Source organism: Loktanella sp. Alg231-35, from assembly GCF_900143545.1.
Lineage (GTDB): Bacteria > Pseudomonadota > Alphaproteobacteria > Rhodobacterales > Rhodobacteraceae > Yoonia.
On the sequence record NZ_FREV01000004.1, the window covers coordinates 130,437 to 149,123 of the forward strand.

At 56.8% G+C, this 18,687-nt stretch carries 14 protein-coding genes; 5 read left to right on the top strand and 9 right to left on the bottom strand.

Going from position 1 to position 18,687, the window contains the following annotated elements; genetic code table 11:
- Window position 1: 1 nt before the first annotated feature.
- The 4 genes from narH to DHN10_RS10525 all read right to left on the bottom strand — a co-directional run bounded on the left by narH (window position 2) and on the right by DHN10_RS10525 (window position 8,400).
- Window positions 2-1,525: a nitrate reductase subunit beta gene (gene narH / locus DHN10_RS10510; RefSeq protein WP_108815289.1), complete on the bottom strand. Its 1,524-nt coding sequence runs from the start codon at window positions 1,523-1,525 to the stop codon at window positions 2-4.
- Window positions 1,522-5,250, bottom strand: a complete 3,729-nt coding sequence (locus DHN10_RS10515; protein ID WP_108815290.1) for a nitrate reductase subunit alpha — start codon at window positions 5,248-5,250, stop codon at window positions 1,522-1,524. Before DHN10_RS10515 ends, narH begins: the two co-directional genes overlap by 4 nt.
- A 61-nt stretch (window positions 5,251-5,311) precedes the next feature.
- Window positions 5,312-6,928 (bottom strand): antiporter, encoded by a 1,617-nt coding sequence (locus DHN10_RS10520; RefSeq protein WP_108815291.1) that lies wholly within the window; start codon window positions 6,926-6,928, stop codon window positions 5,312-5,314.
- Between the two features lie 62 nt (window positions 6,929-6,990).
- Window positions 6,991-8,400 carry an MFS transporter gene (locus tag DHN10_RS10525; protein WP_108815292.1) on the bottom strand — a complete coding sequence of 470 codons (1,410 nt, stop codon included), beginning with the start codon at window positions 8,398-8,400 and terminating at the stop codon, window positions 6,991-6,993.
- Window positions 8,401-8,646: 246 nt separating this feature from the next.
- On the opposite strand from DHN10_RS10525, the gene DHN10_RS10530 reads away from it, so the two are divergent.
- A complete protein-coding gene (locus DHN10_RS10530; protein WP_234417102.1) occupies window positions 8,647-9,357 on the top strand; it encodes a helix-turn-helix domain-containing protein in 711 nt (236 codons plus the stop codon).
- Window positions 9,358-9,443: 86 nt separating this feature from the next.
- Window positions 9,444-9,842 carry an MAPEG family protein gene (locus DHN10_RS10535; RefSeq protein ID WP_108815293.1) on the top strand — a complete coding sequence of 133 codons (399 nt, stop codon included), beginning with the start codon at window positions 9,444-9,446 and terminating at the stop codon, window positions 9,840-9,842.
- 171 nt (window positions 9,843-10,013) lie between these two features.
- On the opposite strand, the gene rpmG is transcribed toward DHN10_RS10535, so the two are convergent.
- Window positions 10,014-10,181: a 50S ribosomal protein L33 gene (rpmG, locus tag DHN10_RS10540; protein ID WP_008233681.1), complete on the bottom strand. Its 168-nt coding sequence runs from the start codon at window positions 10,179-10,181 to the stop codon at window positions 10,014-10,016.
- A gap of 717 nt (window positions 10,182-10,898) precedes the next feature.
- On the opposite strand from rpmG, the gene DHN10_RS19730 reads away from it, so the two are divergent.
- The gene (locus DHN10_RS19730) at window positions 10,899-11,246 is read left to right on the top strand and encodes a hypothetical protein (protein ID WP_159086977.1); all 348 of its coding nucleotides are present in this window, start codon (window positions 10,899-10,901) and stop codon (window positions 11,244-11,246) included.
- Between the two features lie 169 nt (window positions 11,247-11,415).
- Here the strand turns inward: DHN10_RS19730 and tcuA are convergent, their stop codons facing one another.
- A complete protein-coding gene (gene tcuA, locus DHN10_RS10550) occupies window positions 11,416-12,882 on the bottom strand; it encodes an FAD-dependent tricarballylate dehydrogenase TcuA (protein WP_108815295.1) in 1,467 nt (488 codons plus the stop codon).
- Window positions 12,883-12,946: 64 nt separating this feature from the next.
- On the opposite strand from tcuA, the gene DHN10_RS10555 reads away from it, so the two are divergent.
- Together DHN10_RS10555 and DHN10_RS10560 are read left to right on the top strand one after the other, a co-directional pair.
- On the top strand, window positions 12,947-13,594 hold the full coding sequence (locus tag DHN10_RS10555; protein WP_108815296.1) for a GntR family transcriptional regulator: 648 nt from the start codon (window positions 12,947-12,949) through the stop codon (window positions 13,592-13,594).
- Window positions 13,591-14,607: an AbrB family transcriptional regulator gene (locus tag DHN10_RS10560; protein WP_108815297.1), complete on the top strand. Its 1,017-nt coding sequence runs from the start codon at window positions 13,591-13,593 to the stop codon at window positions 14,605-14,607. Before DHN10_RS10555 ends, DHN10_RS10560 begins: the two co-directional genes overlap by 4 nt.
- On the opposite strand, the gene DHN10_RS10565 is transcribed toward DHN10_RS10560, so the two are convergent.
- The 3 genes from DHN10_RS10565 to DHN10_RS10575 are packed head-to-tail and all read right to left on the bottom strand — an operon-like array spanning window position 14,597 to window position 18,677.
- Window positions 14,597-15,565, bottom strand: coding sequence for a D-2-hydroxyacid dehydrogenase family protein (locus DHN10_RS10565; RefSeq protein ID WP_108815298.1), 969 nt, complete (start codon window positions 15,563-15,565; stop codon window positions 14,597-14,599). The genes DHN10_RS10560 and DHN10_RS10565 overlap by 11 nt on opposite strands.
- Entirely contained in the window at window positions 15,562-16,653 is a 1,092-nt protein-coding gene (locus DHN10_RS10570; RefSeq protein WP_108815299.1) for a 4-oxalomesaconate tautomerase, read from the bottom strand. The genes DHN10_RS10565 and DHN10_RS10570 overlap by 4 nt, the downstream gene beginning before the upstream one ends.
- Window positions 16,650-18,677, bottom strand: a complete 2,028-nt coding sequence (locus tag DHN10_RS10575) for a tripartite tricarboxylate transporter permease (protein WP_108815300.1) — start codon at window positions 18,675-18,677, stop codon at window positions 16,650-16,652. The genes DHN10_RS10570 and DHN10_RS10575 overlap by 4 nt, the downstream gene beginning before the upstream one ends.
- Window positions 18,678-18,687 lie beyond the last annotated feature (10 nt).

Sequence of the window (18,687 nt, forward strand, 5' to 3'; positions counted from 1 at the left end):
TTCACATTGCCTCCGTTGGCATTTTCAGGGGTTTCTTGGAGCCACCAAAGAGCGATCCCTTGGAGGATCCGCCACCGCACCCATTGGTATCGGTAAAGCCGCAGCCGCCACGCAGATCATAGGCGTCTTCAACCTGTTCGCGGTGCGTTGTGGGGATGACAAAGCGATCTTCATAATCCGCCAAGGCCATGATCTTATACATGTCCTCGATCACGCGACCCGACAGGCCGACGCGTGCCGCGATGCCTTCGTCGATGATGCCTTCCACGGTTTTGGACCGCATGTAGGACCGCATCGCCAGCATTCGTTCCAACGCTGTCACAACGGGGGCTTCATCCCCGGCGGTCAGCATGTTGGCCAGGTATTTGACCGGAATGCGCAGGTTCTTGACGTCCGGCATGCCTTCACTGGTGCCAATCGCACCCGCCTCTGCGGCGTTCTGGATCGGCGACAGTGGCGGGATATACCACACCATCGGCAGCGTCCGGTATTCGGGGTGCAGTGGGAAGGCGACCTTCCACTCCATCGCCATCTTCCAGATCGGGCTTTCCTGTGCGGCTTTGATCCAATCCTCCGGGATGCCGTCGGCGCGGGCAGTTTCGATCACCACCGGGTCGTTGGGATCAAGGAACACGCCCAGTTGCGCATCATAAAGGTCCTGTTCGTCCTCCATATTCGCCGCATCTTCGATCTTGTCGGCATCATAAAGCATGACGCCCAAGTACCGGATACGCCCGACGCAGGTTTCGGAACAGACGGTTGGATTACCGCTCTCGATCCGGGGATAGCACAGCGTACATTTTTCGGATTTGCCGCTTTCCCAGTTGTAGTAGATTTTCTTGTATGGACAGCCCGACACGCACATGCGCCAGCCGCGGCACTTTTCCTGATCAATTAGGACAATGCCGTCTTCTTCGCGCTTATAGATTGCACCCGATGGGCAGGACGATGCACAAGCCGGGTTCAGGCAGTGTTCGCACAAACGGGGCAGATACATCATGAATGTATTTTCGTATTCCCCGTAAATCTCCTTTTGGATGCCCTCAAAATTGTAGTCCTGCGACCGCTTTGAAAACTCACCTCCGAGGATTTCCTCCCAGTTCGGCCCTTTCTCGATCTTCTCGATCCGCTCACCTGTGATCTTGGAACGGGGGCGTGCAGTTGGAAACGCCTCCATTTCAGGTGCGGATTTCAGGTGGTCGTAGTCGAAATCAAACGGCTCATAATAGTCGTCAATTTCAGGCATGGAGGGGTTGGCAAAGATGTTGGACAGGATGCGCCACTTGCTACCCTGCTTGGGTTGCAGCTTGCCGGATTTGGTGCGTTCCCAACCGCCTTTCCAACGGTCCTGATTTTCCCAATCTGTCGGATAACCAAGCCCCGGCTTGGTTTCCACGTTGTTAAACCAAGCGTATTCAACGCCGTCCCGGCTGGTCCAGACGTTTTTGCAGGTGACAGAGCAGGTGTGGCACCCGATGCATTTGTCGAGGTTCAGCACCATGCCGATTTGTGCGCGGATTCTCATTGTGCGGTCTCCTTTGCAGGTGCTTCTTTGTCGAGCCAGTCGACCTTTTTCATTTTACGAACGACGACAAATTCGTCCCGGTTCGCACCCACAGTGCCGTAGTAGTTGAAGCCATAAGATTGCTGGGCGTAGCCGCCGATCATATGGGTGGGCTTCAACGTCGTGCGCGTCACAGAGTTGTGGATACCGCCCCGGTGCCCGGTCTTTTCAGAGCCCGGTGTGTTCACGATCTTTTCCTGCGCGTGATACATGAAGGTCGTGCCTTCCTTGATCCGCTGGGACACAACCGCCCGTGCTGTCAATGCACCGTTGGTGTTGTAGACCTCGATCCAGTCGTTATCGACGATGCCCGCGGATTTCGCGTCCACTTCGGATATCCAGACCACCGGGCCACCCCGGTTCAGCGTCAGCATCAACAGGTTGTCGGAATAGGTAGAGTGGATGCCCCATTTTTGGTGCGGCGTGATAAAGTTCAGCACAAGGTTGTCGCCCTCATCCTGCACGTCCTTGGTGATCGTTTTCAGGTCAACCGGCGGACGGTAGGACATGAAACCTTCGCCAAATGCCCGCATCCACAGGTGATCCTGATACAGCTGTTGCCGCCCTGTCAGGGTACGCCACGGGATCAGTTCATGCACATTGGTATAGCCCGCGTTATAGCTGACCTTGTCACTCTCGATGCCCGACCATGTGGGGCTAGAGATGATCTTGCGCGGCTGGGCGGCGATGTCATGGAAACGGATTTTGTTGCCATGTTCGCCTTCCGCCAAATGCGCGTGTTCGCGCCCGGTGGCCTTTTCCAACGCTTCCCAAGCCTTCACGGCGACGTTGCCGTTTGTCTCGGGTGCCAGCATCAGGATGACCTCGCAGGCATCAATCGCGCTTTCGATCTTGGGGCGACCGGCCGCCGTGCCATCCAGTTGCACGCCGTTGAGAGCCGCCAGATTGTCGATCTCTTCCTGCGTATCCCAGTTGATCCCCTTGCCGCCATTGCCCAGCTTATCAAGCATTGGGCCAAGTGCTGTGAACCGGTCGTAGATCGCGGTGTAGTCCCTCTCGACCGTCACGTAGGCAGGGGCTGTTTTGCCGGGGATCAGATCGCATTCGCCTTTTTTCCAGTCCTTCACCTGATCCTGCGCAATCTCTGCTGGGGTGTCATGCAGGATGGGCAAGGCGACGATATCGGTTTCCTTGTCCAGATAACCCGGTGTGATCTCCTGAAATTTCTTCGCGATGGATTTGAAGATTTCCCAGTCCGATTTGGACTCGTACGCAGGATCAACCGCCGCCTGCAGCGGGTGAATGAACGGGTGCATATCGGACGTGTTCATATCGTCCTTTTCGTACCAACTGGCGGTTGGCAGAACGATGTCGGAGTAAACGGCAGTGGTGGACATGCGGAAGTCGATGGTCACCAGCAGGTCCAGCTTGCCGCGCGGCGCATTATCGTGCCACTGGGCCTCTTTGGGCAATTGGCCACCGTCTTCGCCCAAGTCCTTGCCCATCACGCCGTGATCGGTGCCAAGCAGGTGCTTGAGGAAATATTCATGCCCTTTACCAGATGAGCCCAACAGGTTGGATCGCCACACAAACAGGTTACGCGGCCAGTTGGCGGGGTCGTCTGGGTCCTCGCAGGACATTTCCAGATCACCGGATTTCAGGTTCTCGGCTACATAAGCCGGGATTTCCTGACCCGCTGCTTTCGCGGCCTTGGCAACTTCTAACGGGTTCGTCTTCAGTTGCGGTGCCGATGGCAACCAGCCCATGCGTTCGGCCCGGATGTTGTAGTCAATCAGGCTGATGTCCCAATCGCCCTCTGGCGCTGTGGGTGACAGAATTTCGTCCGCCTTCAGTGTCTCATACCGCCACTGATCCGTGTGGGCATACCACGCAGAGGTCGAATTCATGTGCCGTGGAGGGCGATTCCAATCCAGCGCGAATGCCAGCGGTTGCCAGCCCGTCTGCGGACGCAGCTTTTCCTGACCCACGTAGTGCGCCCAGCCACCCCCCGATTGCCCGACGCAGCCACACATCACCAGCATGTTGATGACCCCGCGATAGTTCATATCCATGTGGAACCAGTGGTTCATCGCAGCACCGATGATGATCATGGACTTGCCATTGGTCTTTTCGGCATTGTCTGCAAATTCACGAGCCACATGCGCGATTTTGTCGGCAGGCACGCCAGTGATCTTTTCCGCCCAAGCCGGTGTGCCGGGCATGTCATCGGCGTAGTCAGATGTGACCCAATCACCGCCCAAACCACGGTCCAGACCGTAGTTGGCGCAAAACAGATCAAAGACAGTCGCTACTGCAATTTCACCGTTCGCGGTCTTCACCCGCTTCACAGGGATATTTCGGGTCAGAACATCAGGGTGATCGGCATCGGTTTGAAACTGGCCATAAGCCTCACCACCAAAGTAGGGGAAATCGACGCCGACGACATCGTCGTAGTCTTCCTCAAGCACGAACGACATCTTCAGATCGGTGACAGCGACGTTTGCTTTTTCCTCAAGGTTCCATTCGCCGTCTTCGCCCCAGCGGTATCCGATGGACCCATTGGGCGCGACAAGGCTGCCCGACTTGCCGTCAAATGCGACGGTCTTCCATTCGGGGTTGTTGTCTTCCCCAAGCTTACCGTCCAGATCATCGGCGCGCAGAAAGCGACCGGGGATCATCTTGCCGTCTTTTTCCTCCAGCTTTACCAGCATGGGGAAGTCAGAGTATTTGCGGGTGTAGTCCTCAAAATACTCGGACTGACGGTCAAGGTGGAATTCGCGCAGGATCACGTGACCAAAGGCCATGGCGAGGGCCGCATCTGTGCCCTGCTTGGCGTTCAACCAGACATCGCCGAACTTTGCTGCCTCTGAATAGTCAGGGCAAATGACCGCGGATTTGGTGCCCTTGTAACGCGCTTCTGTATAAAAATGCGCATCGGGTGTCCGGGTCTGCGGCACGTTCGAGCCCCAAAGCAGCAGGTAGCCAGAGTTATACCAGTCTGCACTTTCCGGCACGTCTGTCTGCTCGCCCCACGTCATGGGCGAGGCCGGCGGCAGATCGCAGTACCAATCGTAAAACGACATGCACACGCCGCCCATCAAGGACAAGTACCGCGAGCCAGCGGCGTAAGACACCATCGACATCGCAGGAATAGGCGAGAAGCCAAAGACGCGGTCGGGGCCGTAGGTCTTGGCGGTGTATGCGTTGGCGGCGGCGGTAATTTCGGTTGCCTCATCCCATGTTGCACGCACGAACCCGCCCTTACCGCGTGTTTCCACGTAAGAGGCGCGCAGGATCGGGTCAGCTTGCAGCTTGGTCCATGCCTCAATCGGCTCCATGGTTTCGCGCATCTTGCGCCAGACCTTCATCAAGCGGCCACGGACCAGCGGGTTCTTCACCCGGTTCGCGGAATAGAGATACCAGCTGTAAGACGCGCCACGGGCACATCCGCGTGGTTCGTGGTTCGGCAGGTCAGCGCGGGTGCGCGGATAATCAGTTTGCTGGGTTTCCCAGGTGACGATGCCGGATTTGACGTAAATCTTCCAACTACAGGACCCTGTGCAGTTCACCCCGTGGGTGGACCGGACCACTTTGTCGTGCCGCCAGCGATTGCGATAGGTGTCTTCCCAGTCGCGGCTTTCATTGGTGGCTTTGCCGAAACCATCAGAGAACGTCTCAAGGTTCTTCGATTCCAGAAAGTTCAATCTATCGAGCAGGTGGCTCATGTCATTTCTCCTGTCAGGGTGGTCCTGCCCCGGCACTTGCCGGGACAGGCAGGCGTCAGGTTTATGGGTTCTGCACGTAGGCGCCGGGGCGCAGATAGAACCACCAGTTGATCGCGATGCAGACGGCGTAGAAGACCGCAAAGCCATAAAGCGCATATTCAGGGTGTCCCGCGCCCAGCTGTTCGCCGAACACTTTGGGGATGATGAATGCGCCGTAAGCGGCCACAGCAGCAGTCCAACCCAGCGCAGGGCCGGCCTGTTCTTTGTTGAAAACCACAGCGATGGTGCGGAAGGTTGATCCGTTGCCGATACCGGTGGCTGCGAACAGGATCAGGAACAGGCCCAGGAAGGGGTAGAAATACTGTTCCGGCGCCGCGGAGGCATAGGCAGCTTGGATGAAGTAAGCCACACCCAACGCCGAGGCGACCATCACGATGGAAATCCATTGTGTGACGCGAGCACCACCCAGCTTGTCAGCCATCATACCCCCGATGGGGCGGATCAACGCACCGATAAATGGCCCCATCCATGCAAACATCAGGGCCGATGGGCCGTTGGGGTTCACAGTGTCGTGGGTCATCAGGCCGCCGACTTCGACGTGGCTGAAGCCAAAGACCACTTTGATAGTCAGCGCCAAGGCAGCCGAATACCCGATGAACGACCCAAAGGTCATGGTGTAGATCACGGTCATCGCCCAAGTGTGCTTGTTGCCAAAGATCTGGTACTGACGGCTCAGGTTTTGGCCGACAGCGCCGGGGATCATTTTCAGACCCAGTACTGTCAACGCGATCACGATGGGCAGGACCAGCCATTTGGAAAGGCCGATGCCAGATGTCGGCAGACCACCTTCTGTGCCCGGCAGCAGCAGCCACAGGCCGAAGGCCGCGGTTGCAAAACCGATCAGCAGCATACCGGTGATGGTTGCAAAGGCACCCACAGGGTTTGGGATGTTCGGTGACACGTGTTCGTCACGAATGTTGTTCATACCAAACCAACCGATGATGACGAGGGGCACGAGAAACACCAACCAGATCAGGCCAGCGTTCTGAATATAGGTCTCGGTTCCTGCCGGGATCTTGCCGATCAGCGTGCCGGATGTATTCACCAAAGTGCGGCTTTCGCCCCCGAACAGGCCAAAAGTCATGACCAGCGGGATCAGAATCTGCATGGTGGTCACACCAAAGTTGCCCAATCCGGCGTTCATGCCCAAGGCATACCCTTGGATCTTCTTTGGGTAAAAGAAACTGATGTTGGACATGGAAGACGAGAAGTTACCGCCGCCAATACCCGACAGGAACGCAAGGATCTGGAAGTACCACAGCGGAGTATTGGGGTCTTGCAACGCAAACCCTGCACCGGCGGCGGGGATGATCAGCAAGGCGGTGGTAAAGACGATGGTATTTCGCCCACCCGCAATGCGGATAAAGAAGGTTGACGGAATGCGCAGTGTGGCCCCGGTCAGACCGGCGATTGCACCCAGTGTGAAAAGGTCGGATTTCGCAAATCCAAATCCAAGGTTCAGCATCTGAACGGTGATGATCCCCCAATACAGCCAAACCGCAAAACCGCACAGCAACGACGGGATCGAAATCCATAGGTTACGCGTGGCAATCGACTTGCCGGTAGAGGACCAATAGCTGTCGTCCTCAATGTTCCAATTTCTGAGATCTTGTCCCACTTGATTTCTCCCAAGTTGAGGGGGTGGGACGGGCCCGGCATGGGGCCCGCCTTATGCAATGATTATTCTGCTGGCTGTGCGCCGTTTTTCTTGGCAACAGCGACCAGCCCCTCTTCAAGGGCGGCGTTGGCCCTGAGGGCGCGCAACCGCAGCGTATCGATGTTGGCGGCGGCAAAATTTGCACGCTCTTCATCTTCTTGCCGGGTGGTGAACCGGACAAAGAAGGCCAGGAACGATGCGCAAGTGACCACAACGCCAAGGATGAAAAACGCCTCTGACCAGTCGATGACGTTCTTGAACAAGAACCCTGCCAGAACCGCACCGGCATTCCCGCCCGCACCGACCACTCCAGCAACGGCACCAAGGGCCTTTTTGTTGATGAATGGCACGACAGAATAGGTGGCGCCTTCGGCCATCTGGGTGAACAACGAGAAAACAATCAGCGCTGGCAGTGCCAAGAACAGCACGCTCATCTGGCTGAAGACCATCAAGGCGCAGCCTTCAAAGAATAGACAGATGAAAAGCCAGAACGCCCGCCCCTTCAAACCCCACAGAGAGCCGAAGTTATCGCCGAACAATCCACCCAACGTCCGGGCAAATAGGTTCATGAGGCCAAAGGATGCAGCCACGAAACCAGCAGTGACCAAGGTCAGATCAAAATAGTCCATGAAGTAAAGGGCAGCGACGTTGTTCACTGTCAGCTCGATCCCGAAACACGCGCCGTAGATTACAAACAGAACCCAGACACGGGGGTCTTTGAGAGCCTGCATATAGTTGCCAGTGACTTTGGCCTTCTCTTCCATTTTGCCCTGCGCACGCAGGTCGTCAAAATTGCCGTCAGGCGCGTCCTGAGTGAGGAAGTAGTAAGCGATGCCGGTCAGGAAGATGATGATCCCGACGACGACCATGGACAGACGCCAGCCCACCGCTTCCGAAAAGCCAAAGCCAATGACCATGACCGAAAAAAGCAGCGGCATAACAAACTGTGTGACACCACCGCCAAGGTTGCCCCAGCCAGCGGATGTAGCGTTCGCCTGACCAACCACGTTGGGGGCAAACATCACGGATGTATGGTATTGGGTGATGACAAAAGCCGCACCGATACCGCCGATCAAGACGCGGAACAGCAGGAATGTCTCAAAACTCTGGGCAAGACCAATCCCCATCACAGGCAAGGACCCGATCAGCAATAGCCAAGTATAGGATTTCCGTGGCCCGATCCGATCGCATAACCAGCCGATAAACAGGCGGGCAAAAATGGTCATGGACACAGAACCGATGATCGCCCAACCAATTTGGTTAGGTGTCAGACCCAGTTCATCCCGCACGACACTCATCAGCGGCGCGATGCCAAACCATGCAAAGAAGCACGAGAAGAACGCAAACCACGTCATGTGGAAGGTTCTGATCTGCACCATCTTTACGTTGAAGAAATTCGACCACAGGGCTGTGGCCTTGTTTTGTAGTTCCATCGGCTGTCCCCTTCTTCTGTTGCGCACAGCCGAAGCTGCGCGCCTTGCGCCAAGGGTGCCGCCCGCGCAGGCCAATTCCGTTGATCCAGATCAAAAGAGGGGATTTATATAATGAAATAAATGACTTAATGAAATTTGTCATGACAAGAACCGCGCAACATCAAGTGCGTCACATGGAAAGATCAATCAGTGCATTGACATCTATCAAGCCTCGGCTTGATAAATGTCGAAATCAAAGGATCTGAGATGTTTGTAGGCATGCCCGAGTCGGACTACCCTGATGTTAGGGGGCTCCATCTGTTCGCAGACATGGCAGATACGCGATTTGAAGAACTGATGCGCGGGTCATATGTGCAGAACTTCCCGCCGCAGGTTGACCTGATCACCGAAGGTGACCCCAGCGATTTCCTGCATATTATCCTGTCAGGCACGGTCGCGCTATCATCCAGCTGGAACGGGCGCGAAACCGTCATGGCAACGGTTCGTCCGATATCCACCTTCATCCTTGCGGCAACGATCAAGGATGCACCCTATCTGATGTCGGCCAAAACGCTTAAGAAAAGCCGCGTGGCGCTGATCCCCAGTCAAGATGTGCGCAACGTCTTTGCAACTGATCACGGTTTTGCCCGCGCCATCGTAACGGAGCTGGCACAGTGTTACCGGTCGGTGGTGAAGGCACAGAAGGATCTCAAGCTGCGCACATCGCTGGAACGGCTGGCCAATTACTTGCTGCGTCAACACAACCGGCTGGATGGTGCAACGACGTTTGAACTGACTTTGGAAAAACGCAGGTTGGCCTCGTTTCTTGGCATGACACCCGAAAACCTAAGCCGGGCGTTCAAGGGCCTTCAGGCCTATGGCGTTGAGGTGCGCGGAAATACGATCGCGATCAATGACCGCGATGATCTGGCAAAATTCGCGAAACCATCGGCATTGATCGATGATTTTTCATCCTAGGGACAACCTCGCAGTCCGCGAATAGGGATTGAATTGATCAAAGGTTTCGGGGCTGATGGCATTACCCTTTTCTTTGCGCAGGTAACATGACCCCAATTGCCCTCCCCATCACGAGCCTGACCGCCCTTTTCTCGGGCTTGCTTATTCTAGCGCTGACGTTGCGTGTGGTGCAGCTTCGCAGGCGCGGTGGCGTCGTATTGGGCGACAATGACGACCGCATGCTTGTAAAGGCGATCCGCGGCCATGCAAACGCGGTAGAACAATTACCCATCGCCCTGATCCTCATGGGATTGGCAGAGCTGCAAGGCGGCCCTCTGGGGCTTTTGGTTTTGGGTGCGCTGATCCTGGTTATGGGTCGCGCGCTGCATGGGCTTTACTTTGCCGTCCACGGCACCAATTGGCGGTTCCGCGTCGTGGGCATGTGGATGACACTGCTGGCGCAGGTGGTGCTGATCGCCGCACTTGCAATAACTTTGATAGGGTGACGCTATGCCCGTGATCCGCAAAGATGTTGCCGCCTGATCTTCATTCGAACAACTCAGACCCGGCGATATGAACGGCTGGACGGCACCCCAAGCGACGCACCCAAAGGGTAACACCAACGAAAAAGGCCACGCGCGATGCGTGGCCCAATCACTGTCCGGTCAGGTGATCAATTACTTGATCTTACCTTCCTTGTATTCCACGTGCTTGCGCACAACGGGGTCGTACTTTTTGATGACCATCTTCTCGGTCATGGTACGGGCGTTCTTTTTCGTGACGTAAAAATGCCCGGTCCCCGCAGTGGAGTTCAGGCGGATCTTGATGGTGGTAGGCTTCGCCATGTCTCATCTCTCCTGGTTGCGGGCCGCATCGGGCACATCGCGTGAATCTCGTTGAAGCTGCCTTTTACTCCGGCCCACGACCGAGTCAACCGGAAAGGAGAAGTTAGGTCGGCGAATGTCGTGGTTACGTGTTGTCTATATGACCTTTATCGTTGAAGCCAAAGGTTCGGTAGAGTTTTTGGGAATGTCGGGACTGGCTGCTTGGAGCCCTAAGTGAATTCGTGCAGCATAACTGAAATGCCAGCTACATTGGGACGAATTCCAACCACCCCAAAGACCCAGCGATTGTTTGGAAGCCAAATAAGAGGCCCATCGAGACAAACCAATGAACTGTCGTTCTCAGACGGTTTCCTTCTCTGGGGAACCACTTGAACTCGCGAAGCCAGCTTAGCATCCAATCCAGAAACATAAAAAGGAATAGTATGTGTCTGAAAACAAAGTAGACCATCAAAATGGTGAGGACCGCCCCTGCAATCATGTTAGTCGGAACAATCTCCAAACGCCGCCACCGTTCGATTCAGTGAATGTGATTGCCATGTGGTTTACCTTACTTGCGCGGACGCATTCCAAGACTAAACGAAGCGCATAGAACTGGGGCATCCAGCGGAATTCTCGACTAACTGACAAAAATCTGGATTGCAATCAATAGTAGATTCGTCCCGCATTGCGGTCATCTGCGACCTCGAAGGTAGCGATAAACCCGACTAAAAGCATCAGATGACCGGCTTGAGCCCAGACTGTGAATTGGATTTTCATGCTGCGTGCGCGCGCGGCACGGCAATTGCTGCGAACTCATTATTGATAGCGCCGGCGGCCGAACTGAATAGCCGCCATTCGTTCGTAATGCAGCGAGGTCGGAAACGTAATCTAGCAATTGCAGGACCGACTGAGCTTTCGCTGCGGCTGCGCCCAAATCCGCGCTTGCAAAAGACCGAACGCAAATTCGCGCAACTCGTTTTCATCGCCGCCTTACGTCAATGCCGGCAACGGTTATTAAACCGATGCTATGCTCTCGGCGTCAACGCGGCGCTGGCGTATGGGTATGGGATGCAATCCATACGTTAAACGAAAGTGACGGAGTTATAAGGCAAGACCGGTAACCTTCGAATGGTCCAGCCGGTGACGCGCCTACCATAGTCGAAAGACCTGTCCGCTATCCGGGCGTCGTTTTGAAATTCGGCTTAGGCAAGGTGCAGGACGATCCGGCACAAATCTGATTGCCACGGTCCACAGTTTATCCAGCAGCCCCCTGACCCGCGCAGCGACCGAACACCGCGCCAGAGGTAAGGCCTGATCCACCCGGATAGCCCTCAAAGAACACGCCCCCGACCATTTCACCAGCGGCGAAAAGGCCGCCAATGGGTGTCCCGTCCTCGCGCAGAACCTCGCATCTTTCTGAAACCTTCAGGCCTCCATAGGTGAACGTTATGCCGCCCGTGACCGGATAGGCTTTGAAGGGTGGCGTATCGAACTTTTGCGCCCAGTTGGATTTGCGCAAGGTCAGCCCTTGGGTGCTTTTGCCATCCAGAGAAGTCGGGTCGAATGTCGCGTCATCGTTTACTGCATCGTTGAATGCCTCAAGCGTGGCGCGGGCTGCGGTGGCGTCAACGCCCGTCAGCATGTCACAGAGCGCGTCAAGCGTATCGGCCTGCACGAAATGTGCGTCGTGGAATGTGTATTCTGCGTAGAGCAGGTCATCGACCTTGGCGTCAAATATTTGCCAAGCGAAATGTCCGGGCTGGTCCAACACCGCTTTGCCGAATTGCGCGTAGGTGTAGTTGCGAAAGTTTTCACCTTCATCGACAAATCGGTCCCCATCTGCGTTCAGCATAACACCAAGAAAATAGCAGATTTTGCGGTAGTTCTTGCGCTCGGACGCAGGCAGATCAAGATTGGCGTAGTCGGGCATGTGCAAATCCATCGGCGTGGCGTGGCAGCCGTCAATCAACCCGTAGCTTTGCGCGCCAAGACTCATGGCCATCGACAAACCATCGCCCGTATTCATCGGTGTGCCGCGCACCTTAGCCTTGTCCCAGTGGCCGCCCATCCAGTCGCGGCGTCGCTCTGCGCTGGCCTCGAAGCCACCGCAGGCGAGGATCACGGCGTCCCCAGAAATCTCTTCATCACCGACCTTAACTCCGATGACCGTATCACCGTCCGTCATCAACTCAGTCACGGCACTTTCATATCTTATCGTACCGCCAAGACGCGTGAACGCGGCCAGTTCCATATCAAACAGGCCCACGCCTTCGTTTTCGGCGGCAAGTGTAAGGCCACCCCAGAAAACGTGTCTCCCGTTCTTCTCAAAGCTTTGGCGCGAATAGATCGGTTCGAACTTTACGCCATGCCGCCCCAGCCATTGCATCGCGGGCAGAGATTGCCCGATCAGGCAGTCTTGTTCTGGCGCCAACGGGCGGCCACCGTTGAACATCAAAAGATCATCAGCAAACTTGGCCGTCGTGTAGCCACCGAAATCGGTCACGGCCAAGCGCGGGTCGTCCTTGTCTTTGAGCAACGGCATCAGATCGTCAACGCCGTCATAGGCAAATCGCATCGCGCCTGCGGTGTATTTCGTATTGCCGCCTGCCAGCGCTTCGTCTGCCTTCTCCAGCATCAAAACCGCGGCACCAGCTTCAAGTGCTGCAATGCCTGCACACATGGCTGCGTTGCCTGACCCGACGACGATGATCTTCTTTGACATATTCGATTCCCTTCTTTATCGGATTATGTATCCAAGCGGATACAATTTGAAAAGGACCTTTTAGATGCAGGCTGATCCCACTGATCTGTCCCAAGGCGGCGTTGCCTTCGCCAAACTGATGCACGCCATCGAAACGGGTCTGTATCAACCGGGTGATCGCCTGCGCGAGGTTGAGATCGCCGAACGCTTGTCCCTGTCGCGCACACCTATTCGTGAGGCCCTGCGCCGCCTTGAGGCTGAAAACATTGTCGAGCATCGCCCCCGCGTCGGAGCTGTGATCCGCAAGCTGGGTCAGGCCGAAGTGGTCGAGCTATATGAAATGCGGCTGGTGCTAGAACGCACGGCGGCGGAAATGGCAGCCAAACACAGCGCCGAGGCGGAGGTTGACGCGCTGGCCGTGATCAATGACGACATCCGTCAGACACCAGATGACGCCGCCCGCGCGGCCGCCATCAATCAGAAATTCCACCACGCAATCAATCTTGCGGGGCGCAATCGCTTTTTGTTGGATGCGGCCCGCGCGATCAACAATGCGCTGTTGTTGCTGGGGCCAACGACATTGGCCGATGCGGACAGGATCGCCACGGTTGTTCACCAACACAGCCAGATCATCGACGCAATTAGCGCAGGAGACATCGATGCTGCGGGGGCGGCGGCCGAGGCCCATTTGCAAACCTCGTTGCGTTATCGACTGAAGGTCATGCGTGGATGAGGCAGATTGCGATCACCCACGCAATTGCGGGGTTCGGGGTGCTTTCATTCCACCTCATCGGTTTGCCGTTGCCATGGCTCTTGGGGCCGATCGTCGCCTGCTTGATCGCCGCCCTTCTGGGCGCGCAAATGAAAAGCATACCTGTGTTGAACAACGCGATGCGCTCGATCCTAGGGGTTGCGGTGGGCGCGACATTCACGACTGCGCTTGTGATCAGCATGGCAGGGTACTGGACGACGTTGATCCTCGTGCCGGTCATGGTCTTTCTGATCGGGTTGGTTGGCGTTCCGTATTTTCAACGGCTGTGGGGGTTTGATTTCGCCACCAGTTATTATTCCGCGATGCCCGGTGGGTTGCAGGACATGCTTTTGTTTGGCGAAGACGCGGGCGGCGATGTGCGCGCGCTGTCCTTGATCCACGCAACCCGTGTGATGGTTATCGTGGTGGCCCTGCCGTTTATCCTGAAGGGGTACTGGGGCGTTGACCTCAGCAACCCGCCGGGGGTGCCAGCCGCAACTTTACCCCTATCGCAACTGGCCCTGATGATCGTCGCCGGATTGGCCGGATGGCAGATTGCCAAGGCCGTCGGACTTTTTGGCGCGTCGATCTTGGGGCCGATGATCTTGGCGGGTATGTTGGCGTTGACTGGAATACTAGAATATCGCCCACCAGCCGAGGCAATCTGGGCCGCTCAGTTCTTTATCGGCATGACTGTCGGCACCAAGTATGCTGGCGTCACAGGCGCCGAAGTGCGCCGCGATGTGGCTGCGGCCCTTGGGTTCTGCGTGATCCTTTTGATCCTGTCGGCGGGCTTTGTTGAGGTCATCCATCTTTTTGCGCTGGCCCCACCGATGGAGACCTTGTTGGCCTTTGCCCCCGGCGGTCAGGCCGAAATGACGGTTCTTGCGCTGATTGCGGGGGCGGACATGGCATTTGTCATCGCCCACCATGTACTAAGGATCGTAACCGTGATTGTCGGTGCGCCAATTGCTGCCCGGTTGTTTAGCCAGTGACATCTGGATTGATGACGTGGATCGGCGCGCCATCCGCAAAGGCGTTGATCTGATCGAATATGTCACTGAATTGCAGATCGAACTCGTCCTCGGTGACGTAGCCGATATGGGGCGTGGGCAGGACGTTAGGGTGGGTCAACAGCGGGTTGGCCGTATCGCGCAAAGGCTCGCTGTCAAACACATCGACGGCGGCGTGAATACGGCCTTGTGCGATCTCGGTCTCAAGGACGCCGGGTGCAATCAGGCCAGAGCGTGAGGTGTTCACCAGCAGACTGCGCGGGGCCATCGCGGCAAGATCACCCGCCGTAATACTGCCCCGCGTTACAGGTTTCAGGCGGACATGCAGGCTGACAATGTCAGAGGTGGCAAAGAACGCCTCGCGATTATCCGCTACGGTACGCCTATCCGCTCGTGCGCGTGCGCGGCCATCTTCTGACGCCCACCACTGAACGCGCATCCCGATCGCCTCTGCGTAGCCCGCAACCGCCTGCGCGATCCGCCCGTAGCCATAAAGCCCAAGGGTGCGGCCCCGCAATGTGCGCCCAACCCCCATCTGCCAATCGCCCGCACGGATGCTGGCGACCTGCTGTGGGATCTGGCGGAAGCTCGCAAGGATCAGCGCGAGGGTCATTTCGGCAGCGGCATAGGACGGCGTGTCGCTGTGCATGTTCGAACACAGCATCACCCCGTTTCCAGTGCAGGCGGGCACGTCGATATGGGGATAGACGCTGCGTTGGCTAATCAATTTGAGGTTCGGGACGCGTTCCAGCAGCTCTGGCCCGATCTTGGTGCGTTCGCGAAACAATACAAGCGCGTCCGCATCTTGAATGCGCGCTGCAAGAGCCACAGGGTCGGGTTCATGATCGGTCCAGACGGTGACGTTATGGTCATTCAGTTTGTCAAAGCAGGGCAGCCCCCGCAGCGTGTCGAACCAATCGTCGAGGATGTGAACCTTCACGCCTTGCTCCAGACAGAGGCTGGGATCATAACCTCACCGCGCGCCAGCAATCTTGCGGTGCGCACCAATCCAGCAGAGCGCAGATCAATGCCGTTTTCTGTCAGCTCATAATCGACAAGCACGTCGATCTGGCCCGACGCATGTTCCAACGTCACTGCCGCAGGCCGCTGGTTGGACCGGACCGCCATCCCTTCGGCCACACTCCCCGGCGTCAGCACACAAGACGCAAAACATTGCGCGCCCGTCACGGCCATTGTCGGATGCGCCGACCATGGCATAAAATACCGCGTCGCAATGGTGCCGCCGTCTTTGGCAGGGGCCAACAGGCCGAACTTGGGTGTGACAGAGGATGCCACGTCCTTGATCCCCATCGCCTCCCCCGCTTGGATGCGCACAGCCTCCATCGCGGCAAAGAAGTCGGTGTTGTCGTTCAGGTCCTCAGCGCTTTCGTAGCCGGAAAGGCCGAACGCAGACGCCTTTGCGATGACCATCGGCATGGCGACATCCATGCAGGTGACGTCTATTTCATCGAAGGTATCAATCAGGTTTCCCGTGGGCAGAAACGCTCCCGTCGCTCCGCCGATAGTGTCCATGAATTGCAAGCCAACTGGGGCTGCGGTGCCTGGCACGCCGTCAATCGCGGCGTCCCCGTCATAAGCCACAGCGCCTTGTGGTGTCTGTACAATTGCTGTCACCCGCGCGCCAGTGTTCACGGCGCGGATGTTCACCGTTGTTTCACCACCCGTCGGTGCAATCAAACCTATTTCGATCGCGGAGGGGCCAACACCGGACAGGATGTTGCCGCAGGTTGGTTTGAAATCGACGGTGCATTCCTCGACGCTGACCTGCGCGAAGAAGTAGTCAATATCTGCCCAATCGTCGTCTGACTTGGACAACATCGCGACCTTGGTCGCTACTGCATTGCCGCCCCCGATCCCGTCGATGTTGAGCGGATGACCAGACCCGACCATGGCAACAAGCACCTCAGCCAAAGTGTCGAGGTCCTCGGGCAGATCAGCGCGGTTCAGGTATGGCCCACGGGATGTGCCTCCACGCATGAACAGAAAGGGAATGGCGGTCTGGGTCATGTTAGGGGCCACGGCAGATCAACGAAGGACTGCAACACACCTGGCGGGAAATCACGGTTCAGGGTCCAAGCCATGGCGCAGATGAACGCGATTCCCACGGCGGTATAGATCGCCGCATAGCCCCAGCTTTTGCCAGCGCGCAGCCGGATGAACAGCAACAAGAACCCTGCGAGTGCCAGAATGAACCCGAAGACAGCGGATGCCACAAGCAGGCTCGCGAACCACCCTAACGTCGCCCAAAGGCCGTGGACATTGTCGTCCGCCTCTTCGGCCTCGCGATCTGCAAAAATCGCGGACGTCTCATCCGCGCGCATCATTTGGACCAGCAACAGCGCACAGCCGATCAGGGCAACGGTTGCCACAAACACAGGAAACACGCGGTCCATGCGAGCAAAATCAGGAATGATCGCAGCGTTCCAATAGGTCAGCGCAATGTAGGCCGTAACTGCTAGCAGGAAGACAACAGGCGCGCGTTTGCTACCCGCCGCGACCGACCCTTCGGCCTGAATGTTTTTGGCCTGACGCAACCCGATCACGACGGACAGTAGCGTGATGATGATCAGCACGATCACGATAGGGCTGAAAACATATTCGATGCCGTCCTCAAACCCGCGCCGGAAACGGGATGCGCCAATCTGATAGGCTTGGTTGGTATAGCGTTCAGCGGGCGCCGCCAGGACGAAACCGATCAGGAACGCGGGGCGTGACCAGTCAAAGCGGCGCATCAAAATGCCCAACAGGCCGATGCCGAATAGGGCCACGAGGTCCCAGATTTCTTGACGGGACTGGAAGGCAGCGAAAGCGATAATCATGAACAGGAATGGTGCTAGCAGCGCAAAGCGGATCTCGGTCAGCTTGGCGATGCCACCGGACGCTGCGATGCAGATCAACGTGCCCACGACGTTCGCCAGCGCCAGCAACCAGACGATGGCATAGGTGAAATCGAGGTTGTTCTTGAGCATGGACGGCCCGACCTCAATCGACCCCGTGCCGAGCAATGCGACAGCCGAGATAAAGATCGCCATGGATCCTGATCCGGGAATACCAAACAGCAAAGTGGGCACCAGCCCGCCGCCTTCTTTGGCGTTGTTTGAGCTTTCGGGCCCGATCACGCCGCGCACGTCGCCTGACCCGAACTGGGATTTGTCTTTAGCTGTTTGCACCGTGTGCCCATAGGCAATCCAGTCCACGACCGATCCGCCAAGGCCAGGGATGACGCCAACAACGACGCCAATCAGTGAACAGCGCACTGACAGCCATTTGTTCGCCCACCAGTCTTTGACACCCTCTGCCCAGCCCCCCCCTAAAGGCGCGCGATCAGAGATGGCTTTGTCGCGGCGCAATAGGGCGATGATTTCGGGGATGGCAAAGATACCAAGGCCGACGATGACCAGTTTTAGACCATCCACGAGATACGGCATGTCATAGGTCGACATGCGCAAGGCACCCGAACTGGCGCCTTCGCCAATGGTACCGACAAGAATACCAAGACAGGCCGCAACAAGTCCCTTGAGCGCCACGCGCCCGGCAAGAATCCCGACCATAGACAAACCAAAGATCGTGATCATCAACAGTTCGGGCGTTTGAAAAAGCAGCACAATCGGGCGTGCAGCAAGGATAAAGACAGTCAGGAACGCGGCCCCCACAAGGCCACCAAACAACGACGATGCAAAGGCGGCCGACAGGGCGCGCGCCGCTTGGCCTTTCTTGGCCATTGGAAAGCCATCAAGCACCGTCGCTTGGGACGCCGATGATCCGGGAATACCCATGAGAACGGAGGCAAAGGTGTCAGAGGTTGGCACAACGGCCACCATGCCAACCATCAGGGCCAATCCGGTAACAGGCTCCATCCCGAACATGAACGGCAGCAAAAGGGACAGGCCCGCGATGCCGCCAAGTCCGGGAAAGACGCCGATACACAGCCCCATAACAACACCAAGGACCAAATAGCCGATGACGTGTGGCTGTAGGATCATTGCAAATGCGTCGCTCAACGCAGGAAATGCTGTTGCAAAGACCTCCATAACGTCCCCT